At 68.2% G+C, this 18,180-nt stretch carries 17 protein-coding genes; 7 read left to right on the top strand and 10 right to left on the bottom strand.

The features are described 5' to 3' along the window. Positions 1-7: 7 nt before the first annotated feature. The 5 genes from WD430_RS17535 to WD430_RS17515 form a co-directional block, all read right to left on the bottom strand. Positions 8-730: a cohesin domain-containing protein gene (locus WD430_RS17535; RefSeq protein WP_339103707.1), complete on the bottom strand. Its 723-nt coding sequence runs from the start codon at positions 728-730 to the stop codon at positions 8-10. Then, a complete protein-coding gene (locus WD430_RS17530; protein ID WP_339103706.1) occupies positions 720-1,988 on the bottom strand; it encodes a hypothetical protein in 1,269 nt (422 codons plus the stop codon). Before WD430_RS17530 ends, WD430_RS17535 begins: the two co-directional genes overlap by 11 nt. A 64-nt stretch (positions 1,989-2,052) precedes the next feature. Beyond that, positions 2,053-3,321 carry a Tat pathway signal protein gene (locus tag WD430_RS17525; protein ID WP_339103705.1) on the bottom strand — a complete coding sequence of 423 codons (1,269 nt, stop codon included), beginning with the start codon at positions 3,319-3,321 and terminating at the stop codon, positions 2,053-2,055. A 541-nt stretch (positions 3,322-3,862) separates the two neighbouring features. Further along, entirely contained in the window at positions 3,863-4,756 is an 894-nt protein-coding gene (locus WD430_RS17520; protein WP_339103704.1) for a 1,4-dihydroxy-2-naphthoyl-CoA synthase, read from the bottom strand. A 145-nt stretch (positions 4,757-4,901) separates the two neighbouring features. Next, positions 4,902-6,254 (bottom strand): right-handed parallel beta-helix repeat-containing protein, encoded by a 1,353-nt coding sequence (locus tag WD430_RS17515; RefSeq protein WP_339103703.1) that lies wholly within the window; start codon positions 6,252-6,254, stop codon positions 4,902-4,904. A gap of 447 nt (positions 6,255-6,701) precedes the next feature. On the opposite strand from WD430_RS17515, the gene WD430_RS17510 reads away from it, so the two are divergent. Beyond that, entirely contained in the window at positions 6,702-7,766 is a 1,065-nt protein-coding gene (locus tag WD430_RS17510) for a DnaJ domain-containing protein (protein ID WP_339103702.1), read from the top strand. 307 nt (positions 7,767-8,073) lie between these two features. On the opposite strand, the gene menD is transcribed toward WD430_RS17510, so the two are convergent. The 3 genes from menD to WD430_RS17495 all read right to left on the bottom strand — a co-directional run bounded on the left by menD (position 8,074) and on the right by WD430_RS17495 (position 11,925). Beyond that, a complete protein-coding gene (gene menD, locus WD430_RS17505) occupies positions 8,074-9,885 on the bottom strand; it encodes a 2-succinyl-5-enolpyruvyl-6-hydroxy-3-cyclohexene-1-carboxylic-acid synthase (RefSeq protein WP_339103701.1) in 1,812 nt (603 codons plus the stop codon). Next, positions 9,882-11,237: an isochorismate synthase gene (locus WD430_RS17500; RefSeq protein WP_339103700.1), complete on the bottom strand. Its 1,356-nt coding sequence runs from the start codon at positions 11,235-11,237 to the stop codon at positions 9,882-9,884. Before WD430_RS17500 ends, menD begins: the two co-directional genes overlap by 4 nt. A gap of 85 nt (positions 11,238-11,322) precedes the next feature. Beyond that, complete coding sequence (locus WD430_RS17495; RefSeq protein WP_339103699.1) at positions 11,323-11,925, bottom strand: sulfite oxidase-like oxidoreductase; 603 nt, start codon at positions 11,923-11,925, stop codon at positions 11,323-11,325. Positions 11,926-12,182: 257 nt separating this feature from the next. Between WD430_RS17495 and WD430_RS17490 the strand changes: the two genes are divergently transcribed. Together WD430_RS17490 and WD430_RS17485 are read left to right on the top strand one after the other, a co-directional pair. Beyond that, positions 12,183-12,482, top strand: coding sequence for a hypothetical protein (locus WD430_RS17490; RefSeq protein WP_339103698.1), 300 nt, complete (start codon positions 12,183-12,185; stop codon positions 12,480-12,482). 320 nt (positions 12,483-12,802) lie between these two features. Next, positions 12,803-13,030, top strand: coding sequence for a ribbon-helix-helix domain-containing protein (locus WD430_RS17485; RefSeq protein WP_008895334.1), 228 nt, complete (start codon positions 12,803-12,805; stop codon positions 13,028-13,030). Positions 13,031-13,061: 31 nt separating this feature from the next. Here WD430_RS17485 and WD430_RS17480 read toward each other — a convergent pair whose 3' ends face one another. Then, the gene (locus WD430_RS17480) at positions 13,062-13,244 is read right to left on the bottom strand and encodes a hypothetical protein (protein WP_339103697.1); all 183 of its coding nucleotides are present in this window, start codon (positions 13,242-13,244) and stop codon (positions 13,062-13,064) included. Between the two features lie 246 nt (positions 13,245-13,490). On the opposite strand from WD430_RS17480, the gene WD430_RS17475 reads away from it, so the two are divergent. The 4 genes from WD430_RS17475 to WD430_RS17460 all read left to right on the top strand — a co-directional run bounded on the left by WD430_RS17475 (position 13,491) and on the right by WD430_RS17460 (position 17,470). Next, positions 13,491-14,162, top strand: coding sequence for a hypothetical protein (locus WD430_RS17475; RefSeq protein WP_339103696.1), 672 nt, complete (start codon positions 13,491-13,493; stop codon positions 14,160-14,162). Further along, on the top strand, positions 14,159-15,514 hold the full coding sequence (locus WD430_RS17470) for a hypothetical protein (RefSeq protein ID WP_339103695.1): 1,356 nt from the start codon (positions 14,159-14,161) through the stop codon (positions 15,512-15,514). The genes WD430_RS17475 and WD430_RS17470 overlap by 4 nt, the downstream gene beginning before the upstream one ends. Positions 15,515-15,679: 165 nt before the next feature. Beyond that, a complete protein-coding gene (gene hisF / locus WD430_RS17465) occupies positions 15,680-16,492 on the top strand; it encodes an imidazole glycerol phosphate synthase subunit HisF (RefSeq protein ID WP_339103694.1) in 813 nt (270 codons plus the stop codon). A gap of 102 nt (positions 16,493-16,594) precedes the next feature. Beyond that, entirely contained in the window at positions 16,595-17,470 is an 876-nt protein-coding gene (locus tag WD430_RS17460) for a hypothetical protein (RefSeq protein ID WP_339103693.1), read from the top strand. Between the two features lie 273 nt (positions 17,471-17,743). On the opposite strand, the gene WD430_RS17455 is transcribed toward WD430_RS17460, so the two are convergent. Next, the gene (locus tag WD430_RS17455; protein WP_339103692.1) at positions 17,744-18,028 is read right to left on the bottom strand and encodes a DNA-directed RNA polymerase subunit L; all 285 of its coding nucleotides are present in this window, start codon (positions 18,026-18,028) and stop codon (positions 17,744-17,746) included. Between the last annotated feature and the right edge of the window lie 152 nt (positions 18,029-18,180).

Raw genomic sequence — 18,180 nt, 5'->3', positions numbered from 1 at the left:
CGGTCACTCACCGCGCCCGTCGGGCCCGCAGCCAGAGCGCCGCGCCGATCGCGGCCAGTCCCGAAAGCGGCGTCGGCCCGGGAACGGGATCCTCGAGACTGGATCCGCCGTCGTCAGCTGCAGTGCCGTCGACGAGGACGGTCGCGTCGCGTTGGATCGGATCCACCGAGTAGTCGCTCGGGAACGTCGCCGAGCCGTCCGTGATCTCGAGGGTCTCGTTCGTCGTCGGCGCGTCCTCGCTGATCGCGAGGGTGAGCGTCGCCGTCGTCCCGGTTCCCATCGTGCCGTTCCCCGGCGGGATCCGCTCCTGGTCGACCGTTATCACGCCGTTTTCGTCGTCGATCTCGACCGTGCCGTCGACCGTCGCGGACCCGTTCTCGGTCCCGTTCCCGTCCTCGCCCCCTCCGGCCAGCATCGATCCCTGTTCGACGTCGGTCACGGTGAACACGCCGGGATCGTACTCGATCGCGTAGGAGAGTTCGCTGATTCCGTTACCGGCCGGGTTGCCGTGCGTGCTCGCCACGAGATCGAGCGTCACGGTCTCGCCGGCCGCGGCGTCGATCTCGGTCGTGTCGTCGTTGAACCCCTCCGAGTCGAAGTACAGCAGCGTCGCGCTGTCGATGGCGCCGGCCGGCGCGGGGGCGACCGCGAGCGGGACGAGGAGGAGACCGCACGCGACGACGGCCGCCAGCGCGGCCGAGAGGCCGGTCGCGAACCGTTCACTCGGCATCGTCACTGCCCTCCGGCACCGTCAGTTCGATCGGCGGCATCTCGAGGAAGGCCGTGTCGTACCCCTGATGGCGGGCGACCTGCGGCGGCGAGCGGACCGTCAGCGTCACCGCATCGCCCGGTCGGACGTCCGCGAGCGACGCCCCGTAGTGGAGGCCGTACTCGCTATCGATGGTCTGCTCGAGGGGGACGGGCTCGTTGGTCACCGACCCGCCGTCGCGTTCGATCGTCGCGGTCAGACTCGTATTCGGCAGCGGGACGCGGTTGTACGGCGTCCGCGGCGAGACGAGCAGGTAACGCTCGTCGCCGTCGGCCAGCCGATGTCCCGACTCGAGGACGGTCGCGAGAATCGCCGCGTCGCCGCTCCGGGGCAGTTCCGACGTCGCTTCGGGACGCCCCTCGCTGCCCTCGCCGGGTGCGACGAGGTGGGTCCCGGGGAAATCGGCGACCTCGGGGAGTCGCGAGTAGGGGACGCGGTCGTGAGCCATCGGCTCGAGCGCGCCGCGCTCGCCCCACCGCTCCTCGTCGAAGTACTCGACGTCGTAGACCGCATCCCGGAAGTCCTGATCGTAGTCGAACTCGAACGTCGCGGTCTCGGGCTCGGTGAATCGACCCGCGAGATCGCCGGTCGTCCGCGTCGACAGCGGCGGCAGTTCGACCTCGACCGCGTAGGTGCCGTCGTCGTCGAGGGGGACGTTGTCGCCGAAGTGAAAGCCCATCTCCTGGGAGAGCATCGACCACATCGACTGCGAGGACCCGACCTGCGTACCGTCCCGATAGAGCCTGACGACGGTGCCGCCGTCGACCGGCAGGACGACGCCCGTCCGATCGTCCCAGAGGGTGAACATCATGTGCACGCCCCGCATCTGGTCGGGCGGAACGTGCTGGACGTCGTCCTCGCTGTCGCTACCGGTCACGGTCCAGAACGGATGGGGGTAAGACAGCATCGGCGCGAGCCGGTAGTCGCCGGCCGTGACCGGCTCGAGGGCGCGCATCGACTCGCGGTGGGTCGGCACGTAGACCGCGTCCGGTTTGTCCTCGATCTCGGGAAACGGCGGGCCGTCGCCACCGGTTCCGTTCTCTCCCTCACCGGTTTCGTCCCGCTCGCCTTCGGTTCGGTTCTGCTCGTCGCCGTTCTCGTCCCGTTCGCCGCCGTTTCCGTCGTCGCCGAGTCCCAGACAGCCCGCCAGTGCGAGCGCACCGGTCGCTGCCCCGGTCCAGCCGACGAACGTCCGTCGATCGAGTTCGCGGTCCTGCATGCGTATCGTGTTCTCCGAACGGTATCGGTGTGGTCGACCGTCGTCGCTGCCGCGCTCGAGTCGTCTACGTCGGGTCCGCCGGCGGCAGCGCGCGCAGCGATCGCGGCGGGACCAGATAGTTTCCGCGCCGGTTCACGAAGATGTAGCCGGTGATGCCGTTGTTCAGGTTGGTCACGTCGAGGTCGTCGCCCTCCATCGCCCGCCGCACGCGGGCGAACTCCTCGATCCCCTCCTGGAGGGCGAGGAAGTGGACGCCCGGCCGGTCGTCGTCGACCGTGCTGAAGTCGCGGCGCAACAGCGGCGGTTTCCCGTCTTCCCGCCCGCGAGCAGCCTTCTGGGCGTGGCCGACGACGCCGTGGTCGCTGGCGTCCGACTCGGTCGCCGCGATGCGCTCGTCGGTCAGCCCGTTTGTCGTCGCCAGCTTCTCGCCGGTCCGACCGACCGCGCCCTCGTCGGCGTGTTTCGGGCTGAACATCTTCTGGACGCGCTGGTGTTGGCTGTCCTGTTCGAACCACTGGCGGAGGTTGAGGCCCATCGAGGAGACGTGCTGGGTCGTCGCCCCCTCGAACGGCCCCTCCGTGATCGTCACCCGATCCTCGGTGGCCTGGCTCTCGGTGAACCCGGACCGAAAGCCCATCAGCGACGGTGCCTCATCGGGGATCGAGTCGGGAACGCCGTCGACGTCGGTGTGGTCGGCGGGCAGCCCCCGGCCGACGAAGCCGGTCCGACGGCGATCGTCGACGCGCTCGAAGACGCCGGTCAGGTCCGTCTCGATCTCGCGGCCGTTGAATTCGTCGCGCTCGCCGAACAGCCCCTCCTCGGCCTCGAGCACGACCTCCGGGTGGTCGCTGGCGAGGTGGAGCACGGCGTCGAACTCGTCGAACGCGTCGGCGTCACCGACGATCGGTTCCGGCGCCGGAAGGTCGACCGAGTCGGGCAGCGAGCCGTCGAACCGGTCGAAGTACGCGGGCGTGTAGCCGATCGTGAAGACCAGCCCCTCGTTGCTCCACTCGTAGGCGCGCTCGAGGCCGCGAAGCGCGTCCTCGACCTGTCCTCGAGCGTCGTCGCTCGGTTCCGTCGAGAGCGACAGCGCCGTCAGCACGTGGTGTTCCGGTAACTGAACGTTCCCGTCGTCGTCCCTCGAGAGGAACTCGTTCCAGGCGTGCTGTCGCGCCGGGAGCGAGTCGGGATCGTCGGTTCCGGAGGGGACGTCGACCGCCTCGTCCCCGTCGTTCTCGGAGAGACAGGCGCTGAGCGCCGACGCGCCGCCGACGGCCACCAGCGCCCGGAGGTAGTCGCGGCGAGAGAGCGCGGACCGATCGGGAAGTGTCACTGGTCGGAAGTCGGGCGCCGATGTTCAAATGGTTTTCTCCCCAGATCGCAGGGTCGAAGAGATGGGGACTCGAGAGCCACGACCGACGATCCGGCGCGGCGTGCGGTGGCGCGCGCTGTCGATCGTGCCCGAGCGAAGCGAGGTGCGAGCCCCGCGAGCACCTCGAAAAGCGAACGGAGACTGAAAGGAACCGTGAGCAACAGTGAGGGACGATCGACGACATCGTGCGAGGTCTTCGCGAGTTTCACGAGCGAAGGCTTGTCAGAGCTTGCTCTGACTGTGGATGAGCGAGCGACTGGCGCGGGACCGGAGGTCCCGCGAACCGTGCGGACGGGCGCGAAGCGCCCGTGAGCAGACGAAGGGAGCGAGCGAATCGGCTGGGGAGGGTGTGGCGATTCCCTGTTGTCAGCGTGAGCGGAACGCTCGAGTCGACGATCTAACCGACTCCAGCGGACGAACGGCACGCTCGAGTCGACACCCTCTGTACGTTGAAACCCAGTCTGAGACGTTCGTCACCAACAAAGAAACCCCACTCAGACGTTCAGTAGTGCCACGGGAAGTCGTCGAAATCGGGGTCGCGACCCTCGACGAAGGCGTCCCGACCCTCCTTCGCTTCGTCGGTCATGTAGCCCAGCCGCGTCGCCTCGCCGGCGAAGACCTGCTGGCCGATCATGCCGTCGTCGGTCATGTTGAACGCGTACTTGAGCATCCGCATCGCCGTCGGGCTCTTGGAGTTGATGCGCTCGCCCCACTCGAGGGCGGTCTCCTCTAACTCCTCGTGGGGGACCGCCTCGTTGACCATCCCCATCTCCGCGGCTTCTTCGGCATCGTAGGTCTTCCCGAGGAAGAACACCTCGCGGGCCTTCTTCTGGCCGATCTGCTTGGCGAGGTAGGCCGAGCCGAAGCCCGCGTCGTAGCTAGCCACGTCGGGATCGGTCTGGAGGAACTTCGCGTGCTCCTCGCTGGCCAGCGTCAGGTCGCAGACGACGTGCAGCGAGTGGCCGCCGCCGACGGCCCAGCCCGGTACCACGGCGACGACGACCTTCGGGATGTGTCGAATGAGCCGCTGAACCTCGAGAATGTGAAGCCGTCCCTGTTCCGACGCTCGCTCCTCGTCTCCCTCGTACTGGTAGCCGTCCTCGCCGCGGATCGTCTGGTCCCCGCCGGAGCAGAACGCCCAGCCGCCGTCCTTCGAGGAGGGGCCGTTCCCGGTCAGCAGGATACAGCCGACGTCGGTCTGGCGCTTGGCGTGGTCGAGCGCGTCGTACAGCTCGTCGACCGTCCCCGGCCGGAAGGCGTTGCGCACGTCGGGTCGGTCGAACGCGATCCGGACCGTGCCGGAGTCGACCGCCCGGTGGTAGGTGATGTCACTGAACTCGTCGTTCAGGTCCGCGACCGGCTCCCAGCGCTCGGGGTCGAACAGTTCCGAAACCATCGGCTCGACGTTGGTCCGCGGGCTGTGAAATAGGTTCGCGTCGCGCTCGAGGGGCTTGCGGATACGGGTACGGTTTCGGTGTGACGCCCAAGCAACCGGTCCGCTGTGTTCGAGCCGTCGTTCTGTTCGGGCGGCCCGAATCAAGTCACTCTCGAGTCGCGTTCAGCCCCTGCTGGATCTCGACGGCGTAGTTCTCGTCGATCTCGATCGGCGACTGACTGTTCCGGACCGTGTTCGTCGCGACGACGCCGGCCTCGCCGGAGCGGATCCGGATGCCCGCGTCCGCGGCGTCGCTAATCGTGTTCCCCGTCACGGTGAAACTGTACGGACGCTCCGTCTCCCGGGCGGCCTCGTCGTCGCTGTCGGCCGGAACGGTCCGCGCGAGCACGCCGACCGGACAGTTGTCGACCTGATTGCCGGAGATCGTGATGTCGTACGAGCGCGCCAGCGGCGTGCCGGCGATCTCCTCGCGGACGTGGGTCTCCTTGTACTCGATCTCGATGCCCGCCTCGCCGCCGGGGTCGGGGGCGTACTCCTCGAGGTCCCGACAGACGTTCCCGATGATCGCGCCCTGCTGGGCGGGCGAGCAGGCGATGAGGCTGTGGCCGCCGTCCTCGGCGACGTTGCCGTAGACGGTGAAGTTGCTGACGTTGTAGGTCGCAATGTTATTGTACGTCACGCCGGCGACGTAGTTGCGCGCGACGACGACGTTCTCGGAGCGGCGCAGGTCCAGCTCGTCGTCAGCGGCCCGGGCGGTGATCCCGTACCAGTTGGGGTCGAGGACCTCGTTGCCGACGACCTGCACGTTCGCACACCGCGAGAACGAGATCGCCATCTGGAAGCCGTCGACGGTGCGGTTGTTCGCCACCAGCAGGCCGTCGCAGTCGTCGGCCTGGATCGCGTGGTTATCGAGTCGCGTCCCGTTCGCGTCGAACGTGATATTAGCGATCGTCACGTCGTCGCCCCGCGCGCGGATTAGATCGTGGCCAGACGGCTCGTCGGTCGCCGCGGGGTCTTCGCCGGCCACGACGAACCGCGTGCTCTGCTGGCCGACCAGCGCGGTGCCGTCACCGAGCGTAGCCGGCCCGCCGAACCGGAACTCGTCGCCGCTCGCGACGACGGTACCGCCGCTCGAGAGTTCGTCGAACGCGTACTGGAACGCCTCGTCGGCAGTGCCGTCGGTCGTGAACGCGACACGCCCGGACGCGGCCTCGAGGACGTGATATCTGGATTCGTTCCCGCCGTCACGACCGCGTCCCGAGCCGCGGTTCCACCATCCGCTGCAGTCCTTCGACCGACCCTTCGGTCCGCGACCGTCGGAACGGACGACGTAGTAGCTCGCACTCGAGAGCGCCCCGTCGGCGCGTCCGCGCGCCTCGCCGCGGCCGGTCAACGCGCCGATGCCGGCGGTCGCCCCGAGTCCGCCGAGGAACGTTCGTCGCGTCGACTGCCCGATTCCGGACCGCTGGCCGCTCGTGACGTCGGTGTCGTTGGACATCACCCGTCAGTGCCGATGGTTCGTCAATAGTTCCTTATAATACACGTATAGTTGAATTTCTATCGCTCTTGTGCGGACTATAGCGGTCCTGACGGGTGTATATCGGTCTCGCTTCGATCGGCGCACGACGATTCGGCGTCGTCTCGCTGGCCGACCCGTTCGACCCACCGGACTCGAATCGCCCGTCGACGTGCGCTCGAGTCGACGCGAGCGAGGAATTCAGCGCCTCAGGCCGCTAAGCGGCCGCTATACGCCGCAAGAAGGGTAAAAACCGGACCCGAACACCCCCGAATTTCATATAGCGCTCTTCCATTTACCAGTTCGAGACGGGACGCAACGCGTTCACACGACTCGGCAGTGATGGCCCGAGCGAGCGTCCGACTCGAGTTCGCAGGCCGATCATCTAGGCCGATTGATTTTTCAGCCGACCGTTCGACTCCGTAGGCGATGGGCGAGACGTACTACGACGTCCTCGAGGTCGACCCGGACGCGACTCGCGAGGAGATTCAGACGGCCTACCGCGAGCGCGTCCTCGAGACCCATCCGGACCACAACGACGCGCCCGACGCCGCCGAGCAGTTCAAGCGCGTCTCGACGGCGAAGTCGGTGCTGACCGACGGCACCGAGCGGGCCCGGTACGATCGGCTCGGTCACGAGTCCTACGTCCGTCTCGCCGACCACTCTGCCGGCGATGGGACTGCGGGCGACTCGAGTGCACCGACCGACGAGTCGAACACGTCGGCGGAGACCGCGTCGAACGCATCGACGACGAATGGATCGAACGCGTCGACCGGTGACTCGAGCGACGATGCGAGCGCGAACGCGGCCGGCTCGAGATCGAAGCGATGTGCGAACTCGAGAACGGGATCGAAGAGCGGCCGGCGTCACACGAACGGTCGAACCGCCACTGACTCGAGTCGGGCCGAATCGGGGCGCTCCGGATCCCAACGCGGCGCGCGGACCGAGAGTCACCACGCGCGCCAGCGCAAACGGCGACGCCAGCAGCGGACCCGACAGCGGGCGACGAGCGGGTGGTCGTTCGGGGCCGAGACGACGGCGACGGCGGCGGCGTCGAACCGCGGCGGTTCGACCGCGACGGCGACCGGAGCCGACCGCGACGCGGGGGCCTCGGAGTTCCGGTACGCCGTCCACGACTGGACGGGCGACGTCGACCTCGAGTGGGAGGGCCAGTCGCTCGAGTACTCGACGGCGGTGACGGTCGGCTGTTGCTGGCTGCTGTATCCGGTGTTCGTCGCGGTGACGCTGACGCCGGTGTTTTCGATGGCGGTCAGCGCCATCGTCGGGACCTGTATGCTCGGGCTCGTCGGGTATCTGCTCACCAGACCGCGGGTCGCGTCTCTGGTGTTCGGCTCCTGGAGCGTGCTGTTCCCGATCGGGATCGACTGGCTGGTCCCCCTGTCGCAGTTCTCGCTGGTCGGACTGGTCGCGATCGGGTTCGCCTGGATCCCCTTCGGCTACGCTCTCGCGCTCTGGTGGGCCCTTCGTCCCTGATCACTGGCGTATTCGCGTCGGTTACTCTCTGATGCAGACGTGTCGAATCTGTTACCGCGGAAACCCGACACTCGAGCGTGCTGCTCGCGCTGGCAACGGGGAATCGCCACACCCTCCCCAACCGATTCGCTCGTTCCCTACGGTCACTCGCTCATCCAACGGAAGACGCGGAGCGTCTTCCGAGCCGTTCGCTCGCTGTGCTCGCGAAGACCTCGCGCAGAGTTGTGCCGCGGTTCGTGAATCACTCACCGCGGCACAGCGCGCGCCACCGCAGGCCAGAGCAACTGCAGGAGAATCTGTAGCGAAGTTACGCGTCCTCGTCTCGGAGTTCGTCACGAACCCGCTCTGCGAGCGCGTCCCGGCGTCGATGACTCTCCGCCGAGTCGAACTCGACCGCGAACACCTGCGTTCCCTCGGACTCGAGCGACTGTCGGTAGGCGTTCGCGAAGTCGACGGGAGCGACGCGCTCGAACTCGAGATCGTAGAGGTCGGCGAGCGCGTCGAACTCGAGGCCGTGGGGCGTCTTGAACTGGTCCGTGAACGGCGGTTCGAACTCCTCGATCGGGAGTTCGTGGAAGATACCGCCGCCGTCGTTGTCCAGGAGGACGATCGTCGCGTCGACGTCACAGCGGTCGACGGCGAGCAGCCCGTTGGAATCGTGGTAGAAGGCCAGATCGCCGGTGACGAGCACCAGCGGCTCGTCGGTCGCGCTGCCGGCGCCCAGCGCCGTGCTCGCGATCCCGTCGATTCCGCTGGCGCCGCGGTTCGACAGTACCGTCAGGTCGGCGCCGCGGGGGCGACCGAACCGGTCCGCGTCCCGGATCGGCATGCTGTTGGAAACGAAGACCGTCGCCGGATCGGGCGCGCCCGCGAACACGTCGGCGAGGATCGCCCCCTCGAACGGGGCGGACTCGAGGGAATTCGACTCGAGGGCTTCGTCCCGAATCGCCCAGTGGCGGCGCTCCGCCGCGTCGAACGCGGCCTGCCACTCGTTCTCGGCCGCAGTATTCGTCGCATTCACCGCGGAACCGCCCTCGAGACGCTCGCACAGCCCCTCGAACACCGATCCGGGCGCGGCCGCGAAGAGGTCCGTCGCGGTGAACGTCGCCTCGCGCCAGTCGCCCGCCGGGTCGAGCAGGAACTGCCGCGCGTCCGAGTCACCCAGCGCGCGCCGCAGGGGTTTCGAGGTCGGCGACGCGCCGAACCGGACGACGACGTCGGGCGCCGGCAGCAGGTCGATGTAGTCGTCGTAGCCGCCGTACACCGGCCCGATCGCGGACTCCGCGTCGACGTGCGGGCCGAACCGCAGGTTCGAGAGCGGATCCGCGAGGATCGGCGCGCCGACGCGCTCGGCGACCGTCACGACGTGGTCGGGCTCGAGGGCGGCCGGATCGACGGGATCGGCCGGCCCGGCGACGATCAGCGGGCGCTCGGCGTCCGCGAGCGCGTCGACGAGTTCGTCGTACTGCTCGTCCGCGAGCGATCGCTCCCCGGCTTCGGTCTCGACGAAGGCGCCGCCGCGTCCGCGCCCGGCGAGCGTCTCCGAAAACGAGTCAGGGACGGCGTCGGGAACCTCGATCGGCTCGAGGGGCTTGCGGAACGGGCAGTTCAGGTGGACGGGACCGGGATCGACGCCGCCGGTCTCGGCCAGCGCCCGCGCGGCGGTCGTCCGGAGGCTCCGCACCTTGCGCTCGTCGGCCTCGGGGTCGGGGAGTTCCGAATACCAGCGGACCGCGTCGCCGTAGAGTTTGACCTGATCGACGGTCTGGTTCGCGCCGCTATCGCGGAGTTCGTGCGGTCGGTCCGCCGTGAGCACGAGCAGCGGAACGCGGGCCCGATCGGCCTCCATCACGGCCGGGTGGAAGTTCGCGGCCGCCGTCCCGGAGGTACAGACCAGCGCCGTCGGTTCGCCGGTCCGACGCGCCCGGCCGAGCGCGAAGTAGGCCGCCGAGCGCTCGTCGAGATGGGAGTAGACGTCGATCCCGTCGTGCGCGGCGAAGGCGACCGTCAGCGGCGTCGAACGACTGCCGGGGGCGATGCAGACGGCCTCGAGGCCGCCCTTCGCGAGCTCGTCGACCAGCACGCGGCCCCACAGCGTCGCGCGGTTGGGTGCGCTCATCGATCGTCCAGTTCGTCCAGAATCGGTCGGAACTTCAGCTGTACTTCCTCCCACTCCTCGTCGGGGTCGCTGTCGGCGACGATGCCGCTGCCCGCGAAGAGCGTGACCGTCTCGTCGGTCGCGATTCCCGAGCGGAGGCCGACCGCGAACTCGCCGTCGCCGGCGGCGTCGAACCAGCCGATCGGCGCCGCGTACCAGCCCCGGTCGAACGTCTCGACGTCGCGGATCGTCTCCCAGGCCGCCGCGGGCGGCACGCCGCCGACGGCCGGCGTGGGATGCAGCGCCTCGACGATCTCGAGGACGTGGCGGTCGCCCTCGAGCGTCGCTTCGATCGGCGTCTGCAGGTGTTGAATGTTCGCGAGCCGTCTGATCGTCTGCTCGTCGATCGTCAGCTCGCTCGCGAGGGGCTCGAGCTGCTCGCGGATCGCGTCGGCGACGAGCCCGTGTTCGCGCTGGAACTTCTCGTCGTCGCGCATCTCGTCTGCGTAGGCGCGGTCCGCTTCGGGAGTCTCGCCGCGGGGAACCGACCCCGCGAGCGCCTCCGTCTCGACGCGGTCGCCGCGCTTGGAGACGAGCCGTTCCGGCGGCGCGCCGAAGAACGTACCGCCGCGCTCGCGGCCGATCAGGAACCGGTAACAGTTCGGGTACCGTCGGCGCAGCCGCTCGAGCGTCCCGGGGACGTCGACCGCCCCCTCGAGGTCGACCGACAGCGCCTGCGCGAGGACGACCTTGGTGAGCTCGCCGCGCTCGATCCGCTCGAGGGCGGTCTCGACCCCCTCGGTCCAGTCCTCGCGCGACGTGGTTCGCCGGGTCGATTCGACGCCGGGGCCGTCGCCGCTCGGTCGCATCGTCGGCAGCTCCCGGAGCCGGTCGGTCCAGCGCTCGAGTCGATCCGCCGCCGTCTCGGGGTCCGAGGCGACGGCCGTCAGCCAGGTTTCCGCGTCGCTCCGGACGACGAGTATCTGCGGAATCACGAACGCGCCGGCCCGAAACCCGGTCCACGGCGGCGTCGATCCGTGGCCGTCGTGAAAGGAAAAGCCGCCGAAGGCCCGCGGCCGGGCGACGCGGGGGCCGTCGTGCTCGAGACCGTCGAAGACCCGGTCCGCGCGGGCTCGGATTCGGTCGAATCTATCGATGCCGTCGGCGGTGAGGCGAGCGGCGACGCCTCGGCCGACGACCTCCAGCCCGTCGGGCGTCGACCAGAGCACGCGCGACTCGGCGTCGGCGTCGACGACGGCGCCGAACGACACGTCCTCGAGTTTCCGGCTGGTGCTGACGAGGGCCGTCGTCTCGGCGACCGGCCGTGAGTCGGAGTCACTCGCGAGTCGACGCTCACCCGACGATCGATCCATCGAACGCAGTTCGGGACCGCCGCGCCTTCAGCCTAACTATCCCGGGCGCCGGCCCGCGGCCCCCGCTGTCGATTCCCGCTCGCGTCTAGCTGTACCGTTCTTCCTCCCACGGGTTCGCCGTCTCCGAGTAGCCGCGTTTCTCCCAGTAGCCGCGCTGGGCCTCGGTGAGGAACTCGACGCCGTCGACCCACTTCGCCCCCTTGTAGGCGTACTTGTGGGGCGTGATGACCCGCAGCGGGCCGCCGTGGTCCTCGGGCAGGGGCTCGCCGTCGTAGGCCCACGCGAACAGGACCTCCTCGCGCATGCAGTCCTCGAGGGGTAGGTCCGTCGTGTAGCCGTCGAGCGCGGAGAACATCACGTGGACCGCGTCATCGTCGACGCCGGCGCGCTCGGCGAGGGTGGGGAAGGAAACGCCCGTGAACCGGCAGTCGAACTTGCTCCAGCCGGTGACGCAGTGGAAGTCCTGCTGTTGGGTCTCGCTGGGCAGGTCGCGGAACTCGTCCCACGAGAGCGAGAGTTCCTCCTCGACGGCGCCGGTGACGGTGAACTCCCACGTCTCGGGATCCCAGTCTGGCGTCCCGCTCTTCGAGAGCACCGGAAACGCCGAAGTCTCCCGCTGGCCGGGCGGCAGTCGCTCGTCGCCGAACTCCCGGTAGAGATCCGTGACGTCGGTCGCGTCGTTCGTCATATGCGTGCGTCGGTCCCGACGGACGTAGGTGTGACGCCTCCCGACGCGAGTCGAATCGGCTGAGAGGAGCGACGACGACCCCGTGTGACCGTGACTCACTGGTTCGTCTGATACGATCACCGACTCGTAAGCCCGTATTACCAGGACGTCGCGGCGGCCGAAACGAACTGGAACAGTCGCACCGATGTCACAATTCAGGGCCTTCCTCGCGAAACCCTCGCCATCCCTTAGTACGGTCTCGGCGATTCCATCAGTGTATGGCGAGTAGACAACAGCTAGCGGAACGAGAAATGTCCGGAGAGGCAGCGGAAGAAGTCGGTGAACAAGCAATGGGCCCAGCGTTCGTCGCGTCGGCCGCGTCCGTCGGGCTCTCGCTGTATTACTTCTTCTTGCGAGGAGAGCGACAGCTCGGTGCGTTCATCGGGCTCTGGCCGCCGACGATCCTCGCGTTCGCGAGTTACTTCAACCAGCGGAAAATGCGCCAGCAGCTCGAGTCGCTGACCCAGCCGGGAGCATCGCTGAAGAACGCGTTCGACTCGATGATGGGCAACCGCTAACGGAATCGACCGCGACCGATAACCGCGACTGCGACTGCGATCGCGATTCGATCGCTGCGACTGCGATGCCGTCAGCGATCCTTTCCTGAACGACCGCTACCCACCGCTGATTACCGACGGTGCCCCGACGGTCCGGTCGAACTGACACTGAGCCGCCGCGACTCGAGACCAGCGGAAGCGAACTCGAGACGACCGAACCGCGATTCGCGGGCCGCAGCGGCGGTCACGGCCGGTTTCGCCGTGATCGACGATTCGGGACGGGCCGGGGCGTGTAGTGTCCCCGTCAGACCTAAATACCCCCTCGCCGAAAGCCGAATCAGATGCCGAAAGTAGAGATCACCATCCCGGAACACCTCGAGATGCAGATCGCCCAGATGGTCGAGCGCGGCGAGTTCGTCAACCGCGAGGAGGCGATCGAAGACCTCCTCTCGACGGGGATCAAGGCCTACAAGACCAGCGGACCGATGGACGAGGAAGAGGGGACGAGCGGTGGAACCGGCCTCGAAGACGACGGAATGATGGGCCACGACGACGAGTACGTCTTCTAACGCCGTCGATTCTCGATCTCGACCATTTCAGTCAGACCGTGAGCAACGGGATTCCGAACGCGACGGCGACGCCGAGGAGCGCGACGAGGAGGCCGATACCCACCTCGCGCGTTCCGTAGTCGCTCATCGGTGCGGTCGTCCGCTCGGCCCCGAGGTCGTGGCCGACGTCTGCGCCCGTATCGCCGTCTGCCGTCGAATCCGTATCGTCTGCCATACGGACGTCTTGCCGACTCGACCCCTTAAAGACACCTCTCTCGCCGATAGCTGGCGATCGCCGCCGACGGACGCGGCTCGTTCGCGGCGGCGACGAAGCCCGTCTGGCGCCGCTCGAGGCGGATTCGCGGGGCGGAAAGTGACACCGGTGAACGAGTGAGCGGTCGTCGCACGGAACTCTCTCCGCTGAACGCGATAGTCGAGTCAGACACTACATATTTACAGTACGGTAACCAATCCGTCGTCGATGCCCTCCACACTGGTCTCTCGCCGGCGGTTACTGGCCGCGAGCGGCGGCTGTCTCTCGGCCGCGTTCGCCGGCTGTCTCGAGTTCAGCGGGAGCGAATCGGTATCCGGCCACGCCGCCGACAGCGGCACGGTCGAATCGACCCACGACTACGAGTCGCTGGCCGTCCGCGCCGCGGACGAGACGCTCGTCGCCTATCCGAGCGAGGACGACGCGGAGGCCAACGACGAGGAAGCCCGAGCGCTACACGCCGGATTCTTCGTCGTGGACGAGGCCGACGCCGCGGCGCTGTGGATCGATCCCGCCGTCGACGAGGCGGCCGCCGCTCGAGCGTTCGTCGAGGAGACCGACTTCGAGCGCCAGTCGATCGTCGTCGAGCAGCGACCGATCGACGACTGCTACCGCCGACGGCTCCTCGGCGTTCGCGCGGCGGACGACTCGGTCCGGACGGACTTCTGCCGGGAATTGAAAGCGCCGACGACGCCGTGCGAGGCCGACGAGACCGTCGTGGAAGCGACGTTCGTCCGCGTCCATCGACCCTACGACGAGCGTCCCTCGAGTCGGAGCAGTTCCGAGGGGAACGGCTGTCCGGCTCCCGACGGCGGCGGGAACGAATCGGCGGCGAACGACTCGAACGAGACCGGGAGCGCGGACGTGGAGGATCGCCGATGACGAGCGACGTCCGTCGCTCTCGCCGACGGTTCCTCGCGGGCCTGGCCGCGGCCGGCGGTGCCTCGCTCGCCGGCTGTAGCGCCCTCTCGTGGATCGAAGACACCGGGTCGGCGTTCACGGCGGCCGACGCCGCCGATGTCATCACCGACGCAACGCCGGAGATCGAGTGGCCGGTTCCGGCGGTTCCGACGTCGGACGCCATCGACGACGGCCTCGAGCGTGTCGATACCTTGCTGGCGGACGTTCCGGACCCGATCGAGGCCGAGACGGTCCCCAACGGCGTCGTCCGGCAGTCGATCGGTGACCGTCGGAACGAGGCCCGCGACCGCCGCGAGGAGGCCGCCGCGGCCACCGGGGACGACCGCTACCGCGCGCTGCGAACGACGCGCGAGGCGCGCGACGCCGCACGGGCGGCAGCGACCACGCTCGACGCCATCGACGCAGAGACGGGGCCGATCGTCGCGGACCTGCGGGAGGAGCGCGACGCGGTCCGCTCGAGCGTCCGCGATCGCCTCGAGTCGACCGCCTACCGCGGCGCCGACACCAGCGACGAACGCCTTCGGGCCGCGCTGTTCTATTCGCGGCGCGAATCGGACCTCCGGAGCGCGTCGAACGGACTCGACTCGCATCAGTGGGACGTCGACGCGAGCGCCACCGTCATCGACATCGGCGACGGCGCCGGGGCACTCGAGTTCGGGACGGCCACGACGGCCGTCTGGGACCATCTCGAGAACCGCCACGCGGAGCGAACCGACGACGCGACCGACCTGACGACGGTCTTCGATACGACACTCGAGGCGTCGGCCGAGCGCGTCGAGAGCGTCGACGTTCCCGACTGGACAACGGACGATTGGCTCGAGGACGTCGTCGACGAAGACCTCGACCAGCGCCTCGAGCAGGTACTCTGGCGGGCGTTCGATCCGGTCTCGGGCGCGCGGGACGGACTGAACGAGGCGATCGCGAACGGGAACCGAGGCATCGGCCTCTACGAGGCCGTTCGGTTCGAGGCACAGTATCGCGCCTTCGAGCGCGTGCGCGGTCGAATCGACGACGGAACGCTAGCGGTCCCCGAATCGATCGACGACATCCGCGCGGAGCGGACGGCCGCGATCGAGGCGGCCGCGTCGGCCCGCGCGGCGGTGACCGGCCCCTCGATCGGGGCACACGTCCTCGCGGAGACGCTCCGATCGCTCGAGTGGACCGACGAGCGCGTCCGCCGCGCCGCGGACAACGATCCCGGGGTCAGCGTCTCGCTGCTCACCGAGTACGGCGACTACGCGCGCTCGCGAGCGCGACTCGAGGCGCTTCCAGACGCGGTCGAGGCGTTCCGAGAGCGGTTGCGGTCGGCCTGAGCCCGGCGCCGCGACGGTGACGACTCGCCGCACGCGGCGCCGCGAGTCGGTCGTCACTCGAGGGGAGGCCCGTTCGTCGCTCGAGACGGCCACACTGTTCGCCGCTCGAGACACTGATGGGGACGACTTTACTATCCCGGGTTCCAAGGCTCGCACAACGACCACATGCTGACAAAGCGAATCATTCCGTGTATCGACGTGGACTTGGACGAGGACGGGAACCCGGCGGTCTACACCGGCGTCAACTTCGAGGACCTGAAGTACACCGGCGATCCGGTGGAGATGGCCAAGGCGTACAACGAGTCCGGCGCCGACGAGTTCGTCTTCCTCGACATCACCGCCTCCGCGGAGGGCCGCGAGACGATGCTCGACGTCGTCGAGCGCGTCGCCGACGAGGTCTTCATTCCGCTCACCGTCGGCGGCGGCATCCGCACCACCGACGACATCAAGGAGACGCTGCGGGCCGGCGCCGACAAGGTCTCGATCACGACCGGCGCGCTCGAGCGCCCCGAACTGATCAACGACGGCGCGAAGGCCTTCGGCAACCAGTGTATCGTCATCAGCGTCGACGCCAAGCGACGGTTCGACGAGCAGGGAGAACACTACGTCGAGATCGACGGCGAGTCCTGCTGGTTCGAGTGCACGAAGAAGGGCGGCCGCGAGGGGACCGGCATCGACGTCGTCGAGTGGGCCCAGGAGGCCGAGTCCCGCGGCGCGGGCGAACTGTTCGTCAACTCGATCGACAAGGACGGCACCAAGGACGGCTACGACCTCCCGCTGACGACGGCGGTCTGCGACACCGTCGACACGCCCGTCATCGCCTCCTCGGGCTGTGGCGGGCCCGAGGACATGTACGACGTGTTCACCCAGGCCGGCGCCGACGCCGGCCTCGCGGCCTCGATCTTCCACTTCGACGAGCACTCGATCGAGGAGACCAAGGAGTATCTGGACGAGCGTGGCGTTCCCGTTCGACTCTGAACCGCGACCCGCGAGGGCGATCAGCGCGAGTCCTCGAGCGAATCGACCCGTTCGTTTCGACTTTCAACACGCTTATATCGACACGGTCGTGCGTTACGACCAGTGAAGTGGCGGTGCACGTGGTGTGGCAAACCTCACGCCGAAAACGACCCTCCCTGTGACAACTGCGGGCACAACACCTTCGAGAAGGCGATCGTTCGAGAAGGGGAAGAGGAGGGGAACGCGGGCGAGCAAGCGACGACCGCCTCGAGCGACCCGGCCGTCGATACCGGCGTGACCGAGACGGAAACGGTCGATACCGGCACGACCTACGTCTGGCGGTGTCGGGACTGCGGTCGCGATCACGTCAAGTACAACCCGCCGTGTTCCCGTTGTGGCAACCACGACCTCGAGAAGATCAAGCAGACCTACGACGACGTCGACGGCGAACTCCAGACGTCGAGCTGGCTCGAGGTGGCCAAGCCGTACGCGCCGATTCTGGCCGTCATCGTCGTGGTCGCCGCGCTGTTCGCGACCGGCGTCGTCCCGCTGTCGGTTATTCCCGGCGTCGGCGCCCCGTCGCCGCCCGACGCGCCGGGCGAGGGCAGCCAGGCCGCGGGGATCGACCTCGAGGCGACCGAGGGAGAGATCCACGACCGACTCGAGGACGCGCGGGAGAGCACGCGCTCCTACGACGACGGGCTCGCGGCCTACGCCGAGTACAACAATCGCGCGTACGTCGCGAACCAGTACGACGGCACGCAATCGGAGGGCGTCGAACCGGGCGATTTCGGGACCGACTGCGGTAATACAGTCGTCAGCGGTCAGGTGACGCCCGCGCTGTCGATCGACGACTACGACGACGAGGCCGCCCTCGCCGACGACGTCGCCAGCGGACTCGGGACCAACGACGCGGTCACGGCTCCCGAGTACGAGCGCGAGGGACTCGACCTGCACGTCGTCGAGGGCTCGATATACGTCCACTACGCGGCCTGCTAGACGAGCGCCATATCGTCCTGCACTATGGGATTCAGTGTGGTGGCGCGCGCTGTGCCGCGATGAGTGAACAACGAATCGCGGCACAGCGCGCGCCACCGCACGGTAGTTGGCCCGGCCGGCACGGTAGTCGGTCCGGCCGATAGGAGACACGGATCTATTGCTCCGTCGAACCCGCCGTTCTCATGCGGACAGTTCGTGAACTACCTCGAGGGAGTTGCCGGCGAGAAGAGGCGGACCCGAGCCCCCGAGCCGAAGACGAGATTTCGCAGTCGTTCAGGCGGCCGCTTCGAACGCCTCGCGGAAGGAGACGGCCTTCTCGCGGACGGTGACGGCCGCGTCCTCGAGGGCCTCGAGCGGCTCGACGCCGCCCTCGGTCTTGATCGTGAGGATGGGTTCGGTCTGGCCACCCGACTGTTCGGGGTTGACGTCGTAGGTGGCCGCGCTGACGTTCTCGTGCTCGAGCAGCGCGCCCTTGAGGACGTTCATAAAGGTGTGATCCTCGCCGGCGATCTCGATCGAGAGTTCGGTGTCGGTGCTCTCGGTGACCCGCAGTTCCATGTCCACCGTTCCGGTCGTCGGCCGCTTGTAGCTTTCTGTTCGGGCTCGAGGATCGACGGTCGGCGCCGCGCCCACCGATGACCGAACGCGCGGCCACGGCCGGCGGTCCTCGAACCGCGATGCGCGGAACGTAAACCCATATACAGCCGCGG

Source organism: Haloterrigena sp. KLK7 (genome assembly GCF_037914945.1).
GTDB lineage: Archaea > Halobacteriota > Halobacteria > Halobacteriales > Natrialbaceae > Haloterrigena > Haloterrigena salinisoli.
This window is presented reverse-complemented; position numbering and strand designations above follow the sequence as displayed.